At 48.9% G+C, this 18,668-nt stretch carries 18 protein-coding genes; 12 read left to right on the top strand and 6 right to left on the bottom strand.

What is annotated here, in order from left to right:
• The 5 genes from Q7V48_05610 to Q7V48_05590 form a co-directional block, all read left to right on the top strand.
• Positions 1-291 (top strand): hypothetical protein (locus tag Q7V48_05610; GenBank protein MDO9210212.1); only part of this gene is annotated, 291 nt, incomplete at its 5' end.
• Positions 292-686: 395 nt separating this feature from the next.
• Positions 687-2,066, top strand: coding sequence for a hypothetical protein (locus tag Q7V48_05605; GenBank protein MDO9210211.1), 1,380 nt, complete (start codon positions 687-689; stop codon positions 2,064-2,066).
• Between the two features lie 143 nt (positions 2,067-2,209).
• The gene (locus tag Q7V48_05600) at positions 2,210-3,724 is read left to right on the top strand and encodes an AMP-binding protein (protein ID MDO9210210.1); all 1,515 of its coding nucleotides are present in this window, start codon (positions 2,210-2,212) and stop codon (positions 3,722-3,724) included.
• A complete protein-coding gene (gene speY, locus Q7V48_05595; GenBank protein ID MDO9210209.1) occupies positions 3,711-4,967 on the top strand; it encodes a deoxyhypusine synthase in 1,257 nt (418 codons plus the stop codon). Before Q7V48_05600 ends, speY begins: the two co-directional genes overlap by 14 nt.
• Positions 4,968-4,985: 18 nt before the next feature.
• Positions 4,986-5,162: a hypothetical protein gene (locus Q7V48_05590; GenBank protein MDO9210208.1), complete on the top strand. Its 177-nt coding sequence runs from the start codon at positions 4,986-4,988 to the stop codon at positions 5,160-5,162.
• Positions 5,163-5,296: 134 nt separating this feature from the next.
• On the opposite strand, the gene argH is transcribed toward Q7V48_05590, so the two are convergent.
• The gene (gene argH / locus Q7V48_05585; protein MDO9210207.1) at positions 5,297-6,799 is read right to left on the bottom strand and encodes an argininosuccinate lyase; all 1,503 of its coding nucleotides are present in this window, start codon (positions 6,797-6,799) and stop codon (positions 5,297-5,299) included.
• Between the two features lie 412 nt (positions 6,800-7,211).
• Between argH and Q7V48_05580 the strand changes: the two genes are divergently transcribed.
• The 7 genes from Q7V48_05580 (at position 7,212) to dnaJ (ending at position 15,223) form a co-directional block, all read left to right on the top strand.
• On the top strand, positions 7,212-7,991 hold the full coding sequence (locus tag Q7V48_05580; protein MDO9210206.1) for an HAD-IIA family hydrolase: 780 nt from the start codon (positions 7,212-7,214) through the stop codon (positions 7,989-7,991).
• A 68-nt stretch (positions 7,992-8,059) separates the two neighbouring features.
• On the top strand, positions 8,060-9,604 hold the full coding sequence (glpA, locus tag Q7V48_05575; protein MDO9210205.1) for an anaerobic glycerol-3-phosphate dehydrogenase subunit GlpA: 1,545 nt from the start codon (positions 8,060-8,062) through the stop codon (positions 9,602-9,604).
• 2 nt (positions 9,605-9,606) lie between these two features.
• Positions 9,607-10,947, top strand: coding sequence for an anaerobic glycerol-3-phosphate dehydrogenase subunit GlpB (gene glpB, locus Q7V48_05570; GenBank protein MDO9210204.1), 1,341 nt, complete (start codon positions 9,607-9,609; stop codon positions 10,945-10,947).
• Positions 10,948-11,031: 84 nt separating this feature from the next.
• On the top strand, positions 11,032-12,216 hold the full coding sequence (locus Q7V48_05565; GenBank protein ID MDO9210203.1) for an anaerobic glycerol-3-phosphate dehydrogenase subunit C: 1,185 nt from the start codon (positions 11,032-11,034) through the stop codon (positions 12,214-12,216).
• A gap of 4 nt (positions 12,217-12,220) precedes the next feature.
• Complete coding sequence (locus tag Q7V48_05560) at positions 12,221-13,261, top strand: inorganic phosphate transporter (GenBank protein ID MDO9210202.1); 1,041 nt, start codon at positions 12,221-12,223, stop codon at positions 13,259-13,261.
• Between the two features lie 72 nt (positions 13,262-13,333).
• Positions 13,334-13,939 (top strand): DUF47 family protein, encoded by a 606-nt coding sequence (locus Q7V48_05555; GenBank protein ID MDO9210201.1) that lies wholly within the window; start codon positions 13,334-13,336, stop codon positions 13,937-13,939.
• A gap of 222 nt (positions 13,940-14,161) precedes the next feature.
• Positions 14,162-15,223, top strand: coding sequence for a molecular chaperone DnaJ (gene dnaJ / locus Q7V48_05550; GenBank protein MDO9210200.1), 1,062 nt, complete (start codon positions 14,162-14,164; stop codon positions 15,221-15,223).
• 55 nt (positions 15,224-15,278) lie between these two features.
• Here the strand turns inward: dnaJ and Q7V48_05545 are convergent, their stop codons facing one another.
• From Q7V48_05545 to rplS, 5 genes are all read right to left on the bottom strand, one after another.
• Entirely contained in the window at positions 15,279-16,175 is an 897-nt protein-coding gene (locus Q7V48_05545) for a 3-hydroxyacyl-CoA dehydrogenase NAD-binding domain-containing protein (GenBank protein ID MDO9210199.1), read from the bottom strand.
• Positions 16,176-16,310: 135 nt separating this feature from the next.
• Positions 16,311-17,129: a hypothetical protein gene (locus Q7V48_05540; protein ID MDO9210198.1), complete on the bottom strand. Its 819-nt coding sequence runs from the start codon at positions 17,127-17,129 to the stop codon at positions 16,311-16,313.
• A 139-nt stretch (positions 17,130-17,268) separates the two neighbouring features.
• Positions 17,269-17,640, bottom strand: coding sequence for a YraN family protein (locus tag Q7V48_05535; GenBank protein MDO9210197.1), 372 nt, complete (start codon positions 17,638-17,640; stop codon positions 17,269-17,271).
• Positions 17,637-18,239 (bottom strand): ribonuclease HII, encoded by a 603-nt coding sequence (locus Q7V48_05530; protein MDO9210196.1) that lies wholly within the window; start codon positions 18,237-18,239, stop codon positions 17,637-17,639. The genes Q7V48_05535 and Q7V48_05530 overlap by 4 nt, the downstream gene beginning before the upstream one ends.
• 12 nt (positions 18,240-18,251) lie before the next feature.
• Positions 18,252-18,599 carry a 50S ribosomal protein L19 gene (rplS, locus tag Q7V48_05525; GenBank protein MDO9210195.1) on the bottom strand — a complete coding sequence of 116 codons (348 nt, stop codon included), beginning with the start codon at positions 18,597-18,599 and terminating at the stop codon, positions 18,252-18,254.
• Positions 18,600-18,668: the final 69 nt, after the last annotated feature.

Raw genomic sequence — 18,668 nt, 5'->3', positions numbered from 1 at the left:
CGGAGCTCGGACGGGAGGGTGATGAAAGAGGGCGCACCGGCGGGAAAAAGATCTGTTGCGGAGCCGTGCTTGCCTTCCGCCAAGGAAGGCGGGATCGAAGGAAGGGAGAGCATTCTCGGCGGCAGCCCCGCCCTGTCCATTGAAAGGATTACCGCCTTGTGCTCCCGAGAGATTCACCCTCCCGTCCGAGCCGGGCAGCCTCTTCCCGGACCCGGCGGGAGAACCTTACCCATCCACCTGCCGATCTTGTCTCCGAAAAGAGAAAGCGGATTGGAAGACTTCGCCCGCTGAAACGGCATAAGCCCGCTCCCGACCATGAAATAACCACTGCCTTATTTGACCAATCCCGCCAAGGGCGGGACCTCCCTGCCCGAACCGGCACCCCAACTGGGAGATAGGGCCAATCTTCAAAACTGGGGGTGGGCGAGCTCGTTTAACCTCGCCGCCCTTCGATTCGGTTCACACAAATAGAAGGTATTTTCAAAACCGAAGGCTTGTAAAATGTCGGAAAGAAAATTGACTTTCTTTTGCCATTTTGTTATATTTTCAGCAAATTTTTAGCTTTTTCGTTCTTCGATGAAAAAAAGAACCCGATTTCTCAACTTGAAAATGGGCAAGAGGATCACCCATCGTCCAAAGCCATGGGCGGCTCTGCCCAAAAAGAAGGCAGCAAAAGGATCGTCTCGATGATGGGAGAAAAAAGGTTCTTCTTTCTCTTTGCCCTGCTTTTGTTTTTGACCACTCTGGCCTGTGCGTCCAAACCCCGAACCAGTGCCCTCTTACTTGATCTCCAAAATCCTCCTCCGGCCGTTCAAGAAGTTTTTGCCAAAGAAGGGATAAGCGACTATTTTCTCTTAAAAGATGGAGGATACTCCCTTCGGCTGGTCTATTTATGCGCCAACCGAATTTATAATTTTGTTGATGAGCCAGAAAAAAACCGTGTTTTAGTAAGCCTTCAGCCCCTCCTCGATACCCAGGTGGAGAAAAAGCTTTCAGCCGATGATCGGAAACGGATATGGGCTTGTTGGGAACAAAAGGTGCGGGAAGAACATTCCCAGGTAGAAGAACTAAAAAAGAACATAATCGAAGAAAGAAAACGGCTTGAAAAAGAAATGGTCGCGGCCTTAAGTGAGCGGGATCGAATTGTGACCGAGATCGAATTTAAAAAGAAGCTCGCGGAACAAAGGAAGCGCCAGATCGAAGAAGAAATGCGCAGGGCTGAGGAAGAACGTCTGCGCAGGATTGAGGAGGACCAACGCAGAAAAATTGAAGAAGAGCGTAAAATCAAAGCTTACAAAGCTGGGGAAAAGGAAAAAGAAGTACCTCCACCGCTTCCACCAAAAGTCACCGAAAGCGGAATTTTTTTAGTTATGAAAGATACCAACGTGTATGAGGCAGCCAAAAATAACTCAAAAATACAAGCCAGAGTTAAAAAATACGATATATTCGATGTCATTAACTCCAAAAGAGACGAAAACGGAATGCCCTGGCATCAGGTTGTTCTGAGCGAGCGGATCATATCCAATAAGGGGAAAAAGATTGGCTGGACACCTGAAGAAAAATCTTTTTGGGTTAAGAACAAATTACTGGCCTGGGTCTATCCTGGCGACCTGCCTAAAATCAATAGTGTCAAACCGTTAAAGTTGAATGTGGAGGAAATTCAATTCACGGGAAAAAAAGCTTCTCCTCCCCATAAACCCCATTTCTACGAAGTCATTTATGAAGTAAATACTGAATATATTGAAAAAATAATCGGTTGGGTGGAGGAGCGGGATGGAATTCGCCGTGCCGATAAAAATATGGATGAAATGATCGATCTCTTGAAAAATCTCCGCAACACCCTCTGGCCCATTAAGATTCAAAATGACATTCTTCGCGGGTTCATCCGCGTGGGGTTCACTCCTGAACAGGTTGTATTAACTTGGGGACGACCGGAACACGTTAATACAACCAGGACCTTAATGGGGATTCACGAACAATGGGTTTACGGAAAGAAACCTTTTCCTAAAGCCTACGTTTATCTTGAGAACGGATTCGTCAAAAACTGGGAATTTTTAAAAAAATAACCTAAAATCAGATTTAGCTGCGGGATCAGTAAAAATTTAGGCCGTTAAATTCAACCGCATCCCAGAAAAACCCTGATTATGCCTAAATCGGGGTGTTTTCTTTCCTAAAAAACTCTACTTCATAAAAAAAATGGGAGGGAACCATGGGTTTAAGAGATTTTACAATCTATGACGCGATCGTCCGGAATGCCCGCCTTTTTGGCAACCGCGAGGCTTGGGTCTTTGATCGTCGCCGGGTTACCTTTCAACAATTCTTGGCGGAAATAAATCGCTTAACCTACGGACTTAAAAAATTAGGCCTTAGCAAAGGAGATCGCCTGGGAGTTCTTTCCCAAAATTGCTACGAGTTCGTCCTCCTTTACGGCGCCGCAGCCAAACTTGGGGCCATCATGCTTCCGATTAACTGGCGTCTCACTCCTCAAGAAATCGAATATATCCTGTCAGACGGACGCCCCCGCGTTTTCTTTGTAGGTCCGGAGTATAAGATGATGGCTAAAGAATTTTCTAAAAAAATGAATTATATCGAATGGTTAATTACTATGGGAGAAAAGGAATCTGGTTTCACGCCTTTTTCCTCCTTCCTGGAAGAAGAAGGTTCAATGGGGGAAGTCGATATCCTTCAAACCGATCCTTATTTAATCATTCACACGGCAGCCGTAGCTGGGAAACCACGGGGAGCTACTTTATCCCAAGGAAATATCATTGCTTCCAATATCCAGCACATTGCTACTGTAGGGATAAGGGAAGAAGACTCCTACCTACACCTTCTTCCTTTGTTTCACATTGCCGACCTGGCTCTGGCTTTTTCGATCATGCATGCCGGAGGAAAAAACGTCATAATGCCAAAATTCGACCCGGAACTTGCCTTGCAACTTATAGAAAAAGAGAGAATTACGACCATTGGCGAATTCCCTCCCATGCTGGGAATGCTCCTTGAGAAATTAGAAGGCAAAAATTATGACATATCTTCCTTAAAACACGTGGCCGGTATCGATCATCCTGCTAACATAGAGAAATTAAAGCAAAAAACGAAGGCTGAATTCTGGATCGGGTTCGGCCAGTCTGAGACCTCCGGCATGGTTACTGTCTGTCCCTATACCGAGAAACCAGGCTCTGCCGGCAAAGAGGGCCCTTTGGTTAAAATAAAATTGGTAGATGAGCATGACCGCGAAGTAGAAGCCGGAAAGCCAGGAGAAATCTGTGTTCGTGGACCCCTGGTTTTTTTGGGATATTGGAACCTTGAGGAAGATAACCGTTACACCTTCCGCGAAGGTTGGCATCACACCGGAGACATCGGGAGGTTAGACGAAAATGGATACCTATGGTACGTGAAAAGGAAAGCCGAAAAGGAACTCATCAAACCCGGAGGAGAGAATGTCTACCCCGCAGAAGTAGAGAAAGTCATCCTGGAGAATCCGGAAGTGGCCGAAGTTTCGGTCATCGGGGTAAGTGACCCAGAATGGGGTGAAGCCATCAAGGCGGTGTGTGTCTTAAAAGGTGGAAGCTCTCTAACCAAACAAGGGTTAATTGACTTCGTGGCCACGCGTATTGCCCGTTTTAAAAAACCAAAATATGTAGAGTTTGTTCCGGCTCTACCCAAATCCCAGGACGGGTCCATTGACCGGGAGAAAGTTAAAGCCGAGTATGGAAAAGTATAAAAGGGAATTGATCGCAGAAGAATTCCGGAAAGAAATGGCGGTCCGGAAAGAAAAAAAGATGAAAAACAAAAAATCAACTTGTCCAGGTAAAAAAAAATATCTCACAGGGAAAAGAATTCTTCCAGAGCCAATTTCTGGAGATACAGATATAGTAAAATTAATAGACAACATGGATGCTTATAATGGCGGAAGATTGAGAGCTGCCTGCCATTTATTAAGAGATAAATATTCCCAAGAGGATGTTACCGTGGGATTAAGCTTGGCAGGTGCATTAACCCCCGCCGGATTAGGGCTTTCCGCAGTAATTCCTCTGATGAATCACGGTTTTGTTGATTGGATAAGCGCGACAGGCGCAAATATGTATCACGATCTGCATTTTGCCTTCAATTTACCGTTGCATCGAGGCAGCCATGTTGTTGATGACGCTGATTTGAGAAAAAAAGGCGTAACCAGAATCTACGATATCCTGTTCGATTATGAAGATGTTTTAATGGAAACGGATAGAAGATTAAGAAGAATACTGGTACGACCTGAATTTCAGAAAGAAATGGGAACCCGGGAATTTTATCATCACCTTGGGAAAGTCATGAATGAATTCGAGGAGAAAAATCATCTGGGAGAGGTAAGTATTATTGCCGCAGCCTACAGAAACGGGATCCCTGTTTTTACATCGTCCCCCGGAGATTCAACCATTGGAATGAATGTAGCCGGTTTAGAGCTTTTAACCGAGGCAGCGGGCCTGCAGCATTTATTTAAGCTGAAAATAAACCCGAGCATTGATGTCAATGATTCAACAGCCATAATATTAAACGCCAAGCGATATGAACATGGAAAAACTGGGGTTATCTTGATCGGCGGTGGCAGCCCGAAAAACTTCATGCTCCAGACCGAGCCGCAAATTCAGGAAGTGCTCATGATCCCGGAAGTAGGTCAGGATTATGATATCAATATAACCGATGCCAGACCAGACACGGGAGGTTTATCAGGGGCCCCGCCAAGCGAAGCAGCAAGCTGGGGCAAGATCGATCCCACAAAATTAGAAGAAACCGTAACGGCTTATCTTGATGTCACCGTGGCCTTTCCACTGATGGTTGCCTATGTGAAGCAGACCACCCGACCCAAAAAGCAAAAAAAATTGTATCACCGAGGACCGGAACTGCATAAAAAGCTGATGAAGTCATATCTTGAAAATAATCGAGAAGTGCAACACCTGAAAAATCTCATTAAAAAGCTGTCTGCTTAAAAATATAGGAAAATAGAAATGAAAGACAAACTTCTTAAATTAGCAGAAGATCACGGAACTCCTTTATTCATACTTGACCACAACAAAATAAAGGAAAATTATCGGATTTTTAAGAAAAACCTGGAACGGGTGCAATGCTATTACGCGGTAAAAGCAAATTCGAATCAGGAGATAATCAAAGATAAAATCACCTGAAACTATCGTGGGAAAGGGGACGATTGGCGAATCCGTTATGGTGAATAGCAGACCATAAGCTATGCACGTTCTGCACGAATGTCCCCCTTTACTACAATTCCCTGACCCCATTTCACCTTTTCTGAGAGTATAAGTTAAAGATCCCGTTCCATCTCAGCCAGACGGGTTTTAGCCATCGCTTGCTGTTTCTTTTTCTGCGCGAGCCACCGGCTGGAAACTTGTAGGGAATGCGTTAGGCTTGTGATATTTCTTCCCAGAGCCTGAAGGGAAGTCCCGCCAATGGCTTTCCTCCGCGAGACGATCAATTTCGGATCCTGGGCCATGGGAATAAATCTTTGCTCCATCTTCAGCCTGAGGCCTTCCTCTTGCAACGACCGCTGTAAGGCGGAAGGAGAGATTTGCTCCCCCCCTTCAGCTTCGGAATATTTCACGGCCTTTTCCACCGCCACTTTGGCCTGCCGAAAAGGTAGTCCCCAGTCTTGAACCAATCTCTCCAAAAGGTCCGGCGCGGTGATAAATCCCTTCTGGCAGAGGACGGCTATTTTATCCTTATGAATACGTAAGGAACCAATGATTTCCCCCATGATCCGGGGGACGGCAAGGCATTCATCAATCAAATCCATAATCAAATATTTGGTCCACTGGGTATCGCGGTTATAGCCCAGAAAGAGGGACCGGCCGATAGACAGTAGGCTGACCAACAGGCCTTGCGCACTTGCCGCTTTCGCCTTGATTACCTCCAAGGGGTCTGGATTGCGCTTTTGCGGCATCATCGAACTTCCCGTGCAGTAGGCGTCATCCAGTCTGAACATGCCAAACTCTCCTGTGCTAAAAAGGATAAGAGTCTGCGCCAGGGAGCTTAAATGATTCATCATGGCGGCAATGGCAAACCCCATTTCCGCTTCCGGTTCCCAACGGTTCTGAATCGGGTCCAGAGAATTGGGGCAAGGGTTGTCGAACCCCAGCAGCTTGGAGGTAAGATTGCGGTCGATGGCGAAACTCGTGCCGTACCCGGTCATGGAACCGAGAGGGTTTTGGTTGAAACGTTCATACCAGTCTTGAAAACGCTGCCCATCCCTGTTCAATGATTCGGCGAAAGAGAGCCATACATGGCCTAAGGTGGTTATTTGAGCGGGTTGATGGTGCGTATAACCGGGGAAAATGGTGCTTCGTTGCTTTTGAGCATGATCGAGGAGGACCTTTATAAGAGAAGTGAGTTCGGACAAAAAGTTTAGAGCGTTGTCCCTAAGGTAAAGGCGCATGTCCAGGGCGATCTGGTCGTTGCGGCTGCGGGCCGTATGGAGTCGCCCGCCAACTTTTAAACCAAATTTTTTAATCAGCCAACTCTCCACGTTGCTGTGCACGTCTTCTTCGGATGGGTCAAGAAAAAATTTCCCTTTCTCCCGGGCATTTTCTATCTCTCCTAAACCTTTGATCAGAACCCTGGCCACAGGCTTCGGTAAAATTTCTTTCCTGGCCAGCATGAGAACATGGGCCCTGCTGCCCCAAATATCATAGGGGACCAATCGCTCATCAGCGGGTGCCATTCCGCGGACATCTCTTCCAGAGGTAAAAACCTCCGCGATAGCCGCGGGCTCTTTGGCCAATCTCTTACCCCAAAGTTTTTTGATTTTCATAAAACAACCTTACTTGGGACGCAGATTTTCGCAGATCCACGCAGAAAAATATCAAGTTAACCCCCCTCACCCCACCCTCTCCCCCGCAATCGGGGGAGAGGGTGGGGTGGGGGAAGGATAAAAAAGGAAATTCCTATTACGATAGAATAGTAGATACCTTTATATGTTGGAAAGTTCTAAATGGAGTAAAAATAGCTTAGGGAGGATCGAATGTCAATAATAATGTCTTTGAATGTCTTTGAACCGCCCCTTAAAAGTAAGGATTTTTATCATTGACAATAAGGGCCTTGCCCACATAAATTGGTAAAGCCCTCGGAGGAAGGCTTTCAGTCGAATAAAAAAGCCAAAACGATATTTTTCCATCTAAAAGCAGAAAGCCGGCACATAATTTCTATAGATGAAAAGGTTTTTCATGGGGGCCCTTAATTTTTCTGGCTACATTTTTGATCTCGACGGCACGATTTATCGAGGAGAAAAGCTCATTCCCGGAGCCCGGGAAACTATCGAAAAATTAAAATCATTGGCCAAAAAAATCGTATATCTTTCCAACAAGCCTTTGCAGACTCGGGAAGATTATGCGGCCAAACTGACCCGCCTGGGTATCCCAACTGAACCTGCAGAAGTGATTAATTCTTCCTTCGTCATGGCCCGCTGGCTCTCCCAGCGGGCACCGGGGGCTACGGTCTTTATCATTGGAGAACTCCCCCTTATCGAAGAGATGACCCGCGGCGGGTTCCACCTTAGCGAGAATCCGGAAGAAGTGCAATATGTTATCGCCTCCTTTGACCGGAGTTTTGATTACCAAAAATTGAACATCGCCCTCCAAGCCATTAAAAAAGGAGCTCATTTCGTGGCCACCAACCCGGACCGCACTTGCCCGGTGGAAGGGGGGGAAATACCGGATTGTGCGGCCATGATCGGGGCCGTAGAAGGGGCGACCGGCAAGAAGGTGGAAGTCGTCGTAGGTAAACCGTCGGACATCATGATTCAGGTCGCTGGGGAGGCTATGGACTTGAACTCCCAGGATTGCCTCCTCGTGGGGGACCGGCTGGAAACGGATATGGTCATGGGGAAAAAGGCGGGGATGGCCACGGCTTTGGTGCTCACAGGGGTCACGACCCGGGAAGCCTTATGGCAATCACCCATGCAACCCGACTATATCTGGGAGAGTGTTGCGGAAATAATAAAATAGCAGTCAGCTGTCAGAAAAAAATAGTATGGCTTAATTGCTGTTAGCTGATTGCTGAGGGCTAATTTATTATGAAAACTGAAGTTGTGGTGATCGGTGGTGGAGCTACGGGAGCGGGAGTTCTCCGCGATCTTGCCCTCAGGGGAATCGATGCCGTTCTCCTGGAGAAGGAAGAGCTCACCAGCGGCACCTCGGGAAGAAACCATGGCCTCTTGCACAGCGGGGCCAGGTATGCGGTGAATGATCCCGATTCGGCCCGGGAGTGCCTTGCCGAAAACAAAATATTAAAAAAGATCGCTTCCCCTTGCATCGAACCGACCGGGGGATTTTTTCTTGCTCTGCCCCAGGACCCTCCGGATTATGCGGATGACCTTCTCAGGGCTTGTGCCAGCCTTGACCTCCCGGCAGAAGAAGTTTCCCCAGCGGAAGTTTTGCAGAAGGAGCCTGCTCTTTCTCCCAAGATAAATAGAGCTATTTATGTACCCGATGCTTCCATAGACCCCTTCCGTTTGATCCGTTCCAATGTGGAGGAGGCCGAACGACTGGGAGCACAATTCTTTCCTCATCGTCGGGTTGTAGCCATCTTCACCGCGGATGGAACCATTCATGGCTTGCAGGCCATTGACGCCAAGACAGGAGAAGAGTTTCGCATTACCTGCCGCTTTATCATCAATGCCGCGGGGGTTTGGGCCGGAAGAGTTGCCCGGATGGCCGGAGCTCCGCTGGATATCCTTTTCTCCAAAGGAAGCCTGGTGGTGTTGAATCGGCGCCTGGTAAATTCCGTAATCAACCGCTGCCGCCCTCCCTCCAACGGCGATATCCTCGTCCCCCATGGGCCAGCCCTGATCATCGGGACAACTTCGCAGACTGTTACCGAAATCGAAGATCCATCCCCGGAGGAAGAGGAAGTGGACCTTCTTCTCTCTGAAGGGGAGACCATTCTTCCGGAGGTCAGTTCTACCAGGGCCATCCGGGCCTACGCTGGCGTCAGGCCGCTAATGGGAGCCCGGGAGGCAGGCGAAGATAGTCGGAAGATCAGTCGTGATTTCCTTCTGCTGGACCACGGAGAAGCTGACCAGATCAAGGGGCTGTTTTCGATCGTCGGGGGCAAGCTGACCACCTACCGCCTGATGGCTGAACGGACTGTGGATGTAATCGTCAAAGCAATGGGAAGGAAAACTTCTTGCACCACCGCGGAAAAACCCCTGCCTTTTCCGGAGGAATATACCTTCCATGATTTAGGGTCAAAACTCCGGAAGATTGGACTTCCACAATCTTTCCAGGAAACTGGGGAGATTCTTTGCGAGTGCGAACTCGTATCCAGAGGAGAAATTGTCCAGGAGATCCGGAATCAACCTTATCCCAGTTTGAAAGAAATCCAGGAAAGAACAAGGGCCGGTATGGGTCCCTGTCAGGGTGGATTTTGCTCTCCCCGTTTGACTGCGCTATTATCAGAAGGAGGAAAAATCCCTCCGGGAACGTCCCTCCCCATCTTAAAACGCTTCCTGGAAGAACGTTGGAAAGGAACCCGACCTGTGATGTGGGGACCTCAGCTTAGAGAAGAACAGTTAATCCAGGCTTTGTATACCGAGCTCTTTAACCTGGACCATTTTTAATTATGTTTTACGATGTTATTGTCATTGGTGCTGGGCTGGCAGGGCTCATGGCTGCAGAGGCTGCCCAAAGCCAGGGAGCCCGTGTTTTGGTTTTAGCTCGAGGCATGGGCTCATTACCCTTGACCACTGGATGTATCGACGGCCTGGGATATTTCCCGAGGACCACAAATATTCCTCTTTCCTCTCCTCTAAGTGCTTTACCCCAACTGAAGGAGGACCATCCTTATCATCCCTATGCCATTGTAGGCCAGGAAAAGATCATGCTCGCGATGGCCCATTTCCAGGAACTTGGTCAGGTTATCGGGTTGCCCTATTCTGGAACTTTTGCTTCTACCCTGCTGATTCCCACCCCGCTGGGCACGTACCATCCGACCTGTTTGGTTCCGGAAACGATGAACCAAGGAAACCTTTCTATTCCTGGCCCTGTTCTCCTCCTCGGTTTTAGGGGCCTTAAAGACTTCTTTCCATTTTTAGCCGCTGAAAATCTAAATATTTTGCATTCTCAGGGGAAAATCGCCTCCTCTTTTAGGGCTGAGGTCCTGGAAAAGTTGGATCTGGGTGGAAAAGCGATGAACGGACTTAACCTGGCCAGGGCTTTTGACGGCGAAGATTTCCGCAATGCGTTCATAAAAATTGTCCGACCCCTTCTAAAATCAGGTGATAGGCTGGCCCTCCCGGCTGTCTTGGGTTTTCATTCTCCGGGTCAGGTTCTGGCGGACTTGAAAAAAAAGCTTCAGGCCAACGTCTTTGAAATTCCCATGCCCCCTCCTTCAGTTCCCGGCATCCGCCTTTTCCGTAAGCTGCAAATATACCTTCAAGGAAAAGGCGTGCGCATTATTTTGGGGCTTTCAACGTTAGACCCCCGCAAAGAGTCCAAACGCCTTCTCGGCTTTGCCCTCGGCTTTTCCAAGAAAAGCCCGATTTACAAGGCTTCGGCCATTGTTCTGGCTACCGGAAAATTTGTCGGGGGGGGGCTTGATTCGGACCGGGGAAGAATTTTTGAGACGCTTCTCGATCTTCCTATAAAATATCCGAAGAACCGCAGGGAATGGTTCAAGCCCCGCCTCCTGGCTGCTGAAGGCCAACCTTTCAACTGTTTCGGGGTGGAAGTGAATGAAAACCTTCAGCCCGTGGATCCAGAAGGCCGGGTCATCTATTCCAACCTCTTTGCGGCAGGAGCGATCATCGCCCATGGAGATTCCATGTCAGAAAAATCTGGAGGTGGCATAGCCATCTCTACGGGATACCTGGCAGGGAAACTGGCTGCTGGATTTGCCGGCAAAAATAAATTCACCACAGAGAACACAGAGATCACAGAGATGGGATTAAAACCGAAAGATTAAAATGCTAAATAACTATCAAAAAAATGAATTTTTGGATCTTTCCTTTGTGCCCTCGGTGATCTCTGTGGCAAAACATTTCGTTCTATGAAATCCGACATTGATCAGTGTATCAAATGCTCCATCTGCAACGCCTATTGTCCAGTGTTGAAGGCCACAGGCCTTTTTCCAGGCCCTAAACTCGCCGGTCCCGATGCTGAACGTTTCCGCCTTGAGGGAAAAAACATTCCTGCGGAATGGCTCGAATTCTGCGATTACTGCAAAATTTGCGAACGGGTCTGCCCCCATAATGTACCCATTCCAGAGCTGCAGGTTCGTTCCCGCCTAACCTTAGGTAAAACCCAGAAGCCTTCTTTCAGGGACTGGCTCCTTGGCCATGCTTATCTCCTGGAAAAGTTAGGAAGCTGGGGGGCACCCCTTTCTAATTGGATCAATGGGTGGGCTTTTTTCCGCTGGCTTTTGGACCGCGGCCTGGGAATTGATCGCCGGGCAAAAATGCCATCCTTCCATCACCAGACCTTTGCCCAATGGTTCCATTCAAGGAAGCTGGTAAAAGGGAAGCCCCTTGCTTATTTCTACGGCTGCTATACCAATTATATCGAACCTTCCCTGGGGCGGAGCGTAGTAGAAATTCTGGAAAAGAACGGGTTCCAAGTCTTCCTGCCTCAGCAAGAATGTTGTGGGCTTCCCTTGATCAGTAATGGGTTTTTTACTTTGGCCGCCAGAATGGGGGAGAAAAATCTAAAGGCTTTGCAGAAAACGGTCGAAGATGGGGTAGAGATTGTCTTTTCTTCGCCAAGTTGCGGCATGACTTTAAGCCAGGAATATAAAGACATCCTGCACCTCCCAGGGGCATCCGCCGTGGCTGAAAATCTTTATGAAATATCCCAATTCTTGCTCCAATTGCATGAAGATGGCCAACTGAAGACAGACTTTCGGGAAATAAAGGAGACCTATTATTACCATGTCCCCTGTCATCTTCGCGCCTTACAAGTAGGTCTGCCGGCCTTAGAACTGCTCTCCCTCATTCCCGGTCTGAAAGTCATGGAACTCCCTGAAGGGTGTTGTGGTTTGGCGGGAACGTACGGGTTGAAGCGGGAAAAATACGCGGTGGCCCGGGAAGTGGGGGAGGAAATTTTCCAGGTGATCCGCCAATGGAATGTCCAAAAGGTTATTTCAGATTGTGAAGCGTGCCGCATGCAGATTGGGAGTCAAACCGGCGTGCAAACCTTTCATCCTGCGCAGATCCTCCGCCAGGCTTACGGAGAGTAAAATTTTGGAAGCCCACGCTCTGATCATCGTTTTTGGGTTGATTGCCATTATTCTTCTCTTCGAATTCAGCAACGGGCTGAACGACTCGGCCACTCTGGTGGTCACCTCGGTCATCACTGGGGCCATGGAGCCTCGCAAAGTTCTCTTGATCATAGCTTTCTTCGAATTAATCGGGGCATTGTTTTTGGGAACGGCCGTTGCCCACACTTTAGGCAAGGGGATCGTAAGTCCCCAAGACATTTCCCTGGCCGCCATATTCTCCGCTATTATTGGGGCCATTCTATGGAACTTGGGAAATTGGTTTTTTGGAATGCCTTCTAGTTCCTCTCATGCCCTGATTGGCGGACTTATAGGGGCCGTGGCGATGGGCTCCGGTCTTCATATGATCCATTGGGGTAAGGTTTTGGAGGTTTTGGGAATTCTCATCCTCACCCCCGTTTTGGGATTAATTGCCGGTCATTACGTGACCAAAAAAATTCTCGATCTTTTCGAAAATTTCAAACCCACCAAAGCCAACTACCTCCTTAAAAGATTGCAAATTCTGACCTCGATCACCTTAGGCTTGAGTCACGGATCCAACGACGCCCAAAAGGGCATGGGGATTATTAGTCTTGCTCTCATTATCTTCCACAAAATTTCCCCGGAGACGATCAGTAAAATATACCAGCCATTGCCAGGGTATGCTTTCTATGTACCTTTATGGGTCATCCTGGCTTGCTCCCTGGCCCTTGCCTTAGGGGTGAGCTCGGGAGGCTGGCGGATCATGAAAACTCTGGGAACGAAGCTTTATAAGGTGAGGCCTATCCATGGATTCAGTGCCCAAGCTTGTTCTTCGGTAATCATTTACCTCTCCTCTATCTTTGGTTTTCCGGTGAGCACCACCCAGATTGTCTCTTCCTCAATCCTGGGAGCAGGGTCTGCTCAAGGTCTCGGGTCCGTACGTTGGGGGGTTGGCCGACAAATCTTTTTCACCTGGATCATAACCATACCTGGGGCAGCTATCCTATCAGCTTTGATTCTTATCTTTATTAGAAGATGGATATAAAATATTCTGGACAGGTTACGCATCTCAGCCTACAATATCATTCAGGAAATAATCCAAGAAAAGGAATCTGAAATGCCGTGGTTTCGGAAAAAGAAATGTGACTTTTGTGTGCTACTCCACGCTCAAGCCGATAAGGTCCTGGAAGGGCTCGATGCTCTTTACGTTTGGGCTGAAGGAGCTGATGGGGAAAAAAGGGGGAAAGTGAAGGAAATTGAGCAGGAGGCCGATGAACTGCGGCGTATCCTCATTGAGGAACTCAACCAAACCTTCGTTACCCCCTTTGATCGGGAAGATATCTTTTCCCTTTCCCGGGCCATTGATGACGTTATGGATTATGCCGATCGAACCGTGGACGAAATGGAAATTTACGAGGTGAACCCGAATCCTTTCATCGTTGAGATGATTGACATTCTCCGCAAAGCCGCTCGGGAGCTGAAGGATGCCATCCGCTTAATCCAGAAATACCCCAATATTGCTTTAGAGCATGCCACCAAGGCGAAAGCCTACGAGAATGAAATGGAGAAAGCCTATCATCGGGCCCTGGCCAACCTTTTCAAGGGCACCGACACGGTTTACATGCTCAAGATGCGCGAAATCTACCGCCATCTTTCCAATGCCGCCGACCGCGGCGACGAAGCGGCCAACCTGATTGGCGACATCGTCGTCAAAATAACTTGAAGTCTTTACTTCCCGCGTCGTTTCTCTTCCCTGGGAAGATTGCCTGTAAGAATTGGCCCTATTGCCAGCCTTCCCAAGCTGCGGAAAGGAATTTATTTCCTTACCCAATGGCGAATTTTAACGGGGATAAAACAAAGCCGAAAACGGGGGAAATATTTCCCCCAACTTGACATTGAGCCTTAAAATGCTAATATTCATTCAAAAGGAGATTGCCAAGGATTTATGGTTAAAAGAGACTATTACGAAATCCTGGGAGTGCCACGGAATGCCCAGGAGGCCGAGATTAAAAAAGCCTATCGCCAGTTAGCCCTTCAGTATCATCCCGATCGAAACCCAGGAAGTAAGGAGGCCGAGGAAAAGTTCAAAGAAGCTTCAGAGGCCTATGAGGTTCTTCGGGACCCAGAGAAAAGAGACCTCTACGATCGTTATGGCCATGAAGGTATCCGGAAGATGGGATTCTCCGGGTTTACCGGTTTTGAAGACATCCTTACCAGTTTCGGCGATATTTTCGAGGATTTTTTCGGCTTTGGTACAGGGCGTAGCCGATCCGCCGGCCCCCGGAAAGGGCCGGACTTTCGTTACGATTTAACGATTTCCTTTATGGATGCAGCCCTGGGCAAAGAGACGGAATTTGAAATCGAACGCCCTGAATCTTGTAGTACCTGCAAAGGAACGGGTATCCAGCCGGGAACCAAGAAAGAGACTTGCGCCGCTTGTCATGGAAGCGGACAAATTACCCATTCCCAAGGTTTTTTTACCCTTCGCACCACTTGCTCACGCTGCCACGGTCAGGGATTTTTCATTCCCCATCCGTGTTCAGAATGCCGGGGTACCGGGAAGGTCAAAAAATCTAAAAAAATATCCATCAAAATCCCTGCTGGAGTAGATACAGGGAGTCGTGTTAAGGTTTACGGAGAAGGGGGGGAAGGCGAACGGGGCGGGCGGCGGGGGGACCTCTACGTAATATTACATGTAGAACCCCACTCTTTTTTTGAACGCCATGGCGACGATATTCTCTGCCAGATTCCTATTTCTTTCACCCAGGCCGCCCTGGGGGCAGAAATTGAGATTCCCTCTCTGAATGGGTCCAAGAAGCTTTCCATCCCCCCCGGCTCCCAGAGTGGCCATGTCTTCACTTTACGGGGCCAGGGAATTGCTCATTTGGACAGTTTCGGAAGAGGCGACCAGCATATCCATATCTTGGTCAAGGTCCCTACCAAATTGAACAAGCGCCAGAAAGAGCTGCTGAAAGAGTTTGCCTCCTTGGAAGGGAAAGGAGATTGATTCCAACTAAATTTCTTATTTTCGCCCTGCGCTATGCCTTTTGCGCTCTGCACCTTTATCCTTGCAGAAAATCCGGCCTGGTGAATTCCGGCTCGGGATAAGTGTAAAAACCTTTGCCGGTCTTGACCCCCAGTTTTTTGCGGTCGATCATGTCCTTAAGGGCCTGGGGAGGACGATCTTTGGGGTCCTTGGATTCGTTGTAGTAAGACATTTCGATGTCGTAGACCACGTCCAGCCCCACCATGTCCATTATGCCGAATGGGCCCTGGGTCATTTGGGTAAAGACCATCCAGGCCCGGTCGATATCGCGGAAGTCGACGAATCCTCCGGCCCACATGTAAAGGGTCTGTTTCTTAATCGCTCGCCATACGCTGTTGAAACAGAAGCCTAAAATTTCTTTTTTCACCGTCAGGGGAATGCACCCGATGGAACGGATAAATTGTTTTGCCGTTTCGATCACCTCAGGGGAGGTTTTGGCGCCACCCATGACATCAACGATATTTGTGCTGGTGGCCGGTGCATAGAAGTGAATATTGAGGCATTTTTCCGGCCTCTGGGTTGCATTTTCGATCCTGGAGATGGGGATGGAAGAGCTGTTCGTGGCCAGAATTGCCTCGGGGGGAGCCAGGGAATCGATCTGAGCAAATATTTTTCGCTTCAGCTCCAGGTTTTCCGGCACAACCTCGATCACCAGATCTGCTGCTTGCAAAGCTTCACCCATATCTTTGGCCAGCTTGACCTTTTGAGCTGCCTTTTCCCACTCCTCCACAGGCATGGTAGGGCTTTTCCCTAAAAACTTCATCATTCGCCGGATTTTCTGAATGGTCTGCTGAAAAATCTCCGGGTCCTGATCGTAGCCCTTGACATCATATCCATAATGAGCGGCTTGAATGGCAATTTGGGTTCCCAAAGTTCCCAGCCCGACTACGCCAACTTTTTTGATCTGCGTCATGAGATTTTTAATCCTCCTTTATTTTTAGTCGAATTTCTCCCCTCAAACGTAAACCTACTGGCAAAAATAGCATTGCGCTGCCTCAAGCAAGCTCTTTTCCACCGACCATCCAGAAAAAACCCGAGGGAATCGAATTTAGGTCTCCTCATCTCCGGAAAGGTAGGTAGAAATTAGCGGCCTATGGATGACCCTGCGACCATCTGGGGATGGCAAGGGCTGATCGAAGACGATTCTCAAGAACGACCGAAGGACCATATAAGTTGCCCCCCAGAGAATTTCCTCTTCTCCCTCCGCATCATCCACCAAACAGGGAAACTCCCAAGGATTGGGAATCCCATGGGTGATGAGTTCTTGGGGCACTTCCAGTGAGTAAAAAGCATAGCTCTCCGGCAGGAAAAAAGTGCGCAAAGGGATAGTAATGATCTTGTCCACTTCGGGGCTTAGTTTATGTTGCCAAGCGCGCTTCACTCTTCCCACTGCGGGAAAAATGATCCACCGCCGGGATTGGAGGCGGTAGGACTGCAAGGGTCCCAGAAACTCTACGTTGAACGGACTTAAGTGGATCTCCTCCCAACTCTCCCGCAGGGCATTGCCCAGGAAAAAAAGTATTTTTTTATAGACTGATTTTCCTCTTTGCTTGGCTCGTTCGCATGCCAATCCTCTGGCCCACGGGAGAAGCCCAACCTGGAGGATCTCTTGGGATATCCTGTCTAAAACCGGATGAATCCCCCCACCCGGCGCGCAGAGGTCTCCGGCTTGCTGAACCCTCTTGGACCGTTTATTCAGGAGAACCACATATTGACCTGAACGATCCCTGTCTCGCTTCTTTTCCTCAGAAAAATAAAGCGGCAGGAGAACTCCCGCGCCTTCCCAGGGTGTAAGGGAACTCCTCTGTTTTCTGATAAATTCAAGCTGCTCCAAGTAGTCCAGCGGTGCCTGGGCCAAGGCTTCCATTACGTGTTTTGGAAATCTTTCTGGATCGTACAAGACAGACAAGTCCATGGAAAATAGCATAACGAAAGGGGGGGGGAAAGGCAAGAGAATGCAGAATGAAGAATTCAGGATACAGGAGTCAGGAGCCAGAAGTTCTTTTTCATCCGTAGCAGAGCTCAAAGGCGTTGCGAATAACTTCAATCCGCGGGGAGGGAGGAATGAGTTCTATGGCTACTACGTCAAACCTGGCAGGAACGTGATGAAGATTCTTTTGATTCAGATAGGTCAGGGCTACTTTGGAAAGCTGGCGCTGTTTCCTTTCATTCACCGCGGCCGCCGGTCCTCCGAAATCTTTTGTGGCCCGGGTTTTTACCTCGATGAAGACCAGGGTATTTTTGTCCCGGGCGATGATGTCGATCTCTCCCAGGCGGCATTTAAAATTCCGCTCAAGGATCCTGTATTTCAAAGCCTTGAGCTGGGCCAGGGCCAGTTCTTCACCCTTTTTGCCGAGGGAGAGGCGCTCTTGGGTCATAGGAGTGAAAGCTGATAGATCGGCTTGAAGGATTGCCGGTGGAGAGGGCAGCAACCATATTGGCGGATGGCTTGGAGGTGCTCCCTCGTTCCATAACCCTTATGGCGAGCAAAATTATACTGCGGGTATTCATCATGGTAGGCTAACATCAAGCGGTCACGGGTAACCTTGGCCACAATCGACGCTGCCGCGATGGATTGACATCGTTGGTCCCCCTTAGGAATCGCCCGTTGGGCCAGAGGAAGGGTCAAGGAATGGATGCCATCGATCAAAAGAAAATCTGGAGAGAGAGGAAGGTTTTGAACCGCTTGCTCCATGGCTTTTAAGGAAGCCCGCAGGATGTTCAGGCGGTCGATCTCTCGGGCGTCAACGACCCCGATGCCCACTGCGGCTGCCTGCTGCAGGATGAGCGAAAAAATTTTTTCTCGCTGTTCAGGGGAAAGCTTTTTAGAATCATCGATGCCCGCCATTTTTTTCGTCGGGGCAAGAACCACTGCCGCCGCCACCACCGGGCCAGCCAAGGGTCCCCTTCCGGCCTCATCCAACCCGGCAATGACCCGAAAACCTTGGGCTTGGATCTCTTCCTCAAAAGCCTCCACTCCACACTCCACTTAATGGACTCTCCGTTCTTTGATCCTGGCGGCTTTTCCTTTGAGTTGTCTCAGATAATAGAGTTTGGCGCGGCGAACCTTCCCCCTTTGCACCACCTCGATACGATCGATGGCCGGTGAATGAGTCGGGAAAATCCGTTCCACTCCGATGCCGTAAGAAACTTTACGCACCGTAAAGCTGGACCGGTTGGCTCCCAGCCGCTTGCGGATGACCGTACCTTCAAATATCTGAATCCGTTCTTTTTCGCCCTCTTTGATCTTGACGTGTACTTTCACCGTATCCCCGGGGCGAAAATCGGGGAGGTCCGTACGCATTTGCTCTTTTTCGATTTGTTCCAACCCTCTCATGACAACCTCCAAAAGTCTCGGTCTTTTCCTAGACGGCCGGAGTAAAATCCGGCCCATCGAGAATGGGTC

The sequence above is a fragment of the Deltaproteobacteria bacterium genome, from assembly GCA_030654105.1.
Taxonomy (GTDB): Bacteria; Desulfobacterota; SM23-61; order SM23-61; family SM23-61; genus JAHJQK01.
Note: the sequence above shows the minus strand (reverse complement) of the source record. Positions and strands in the feature narration are given on the sequence as shown.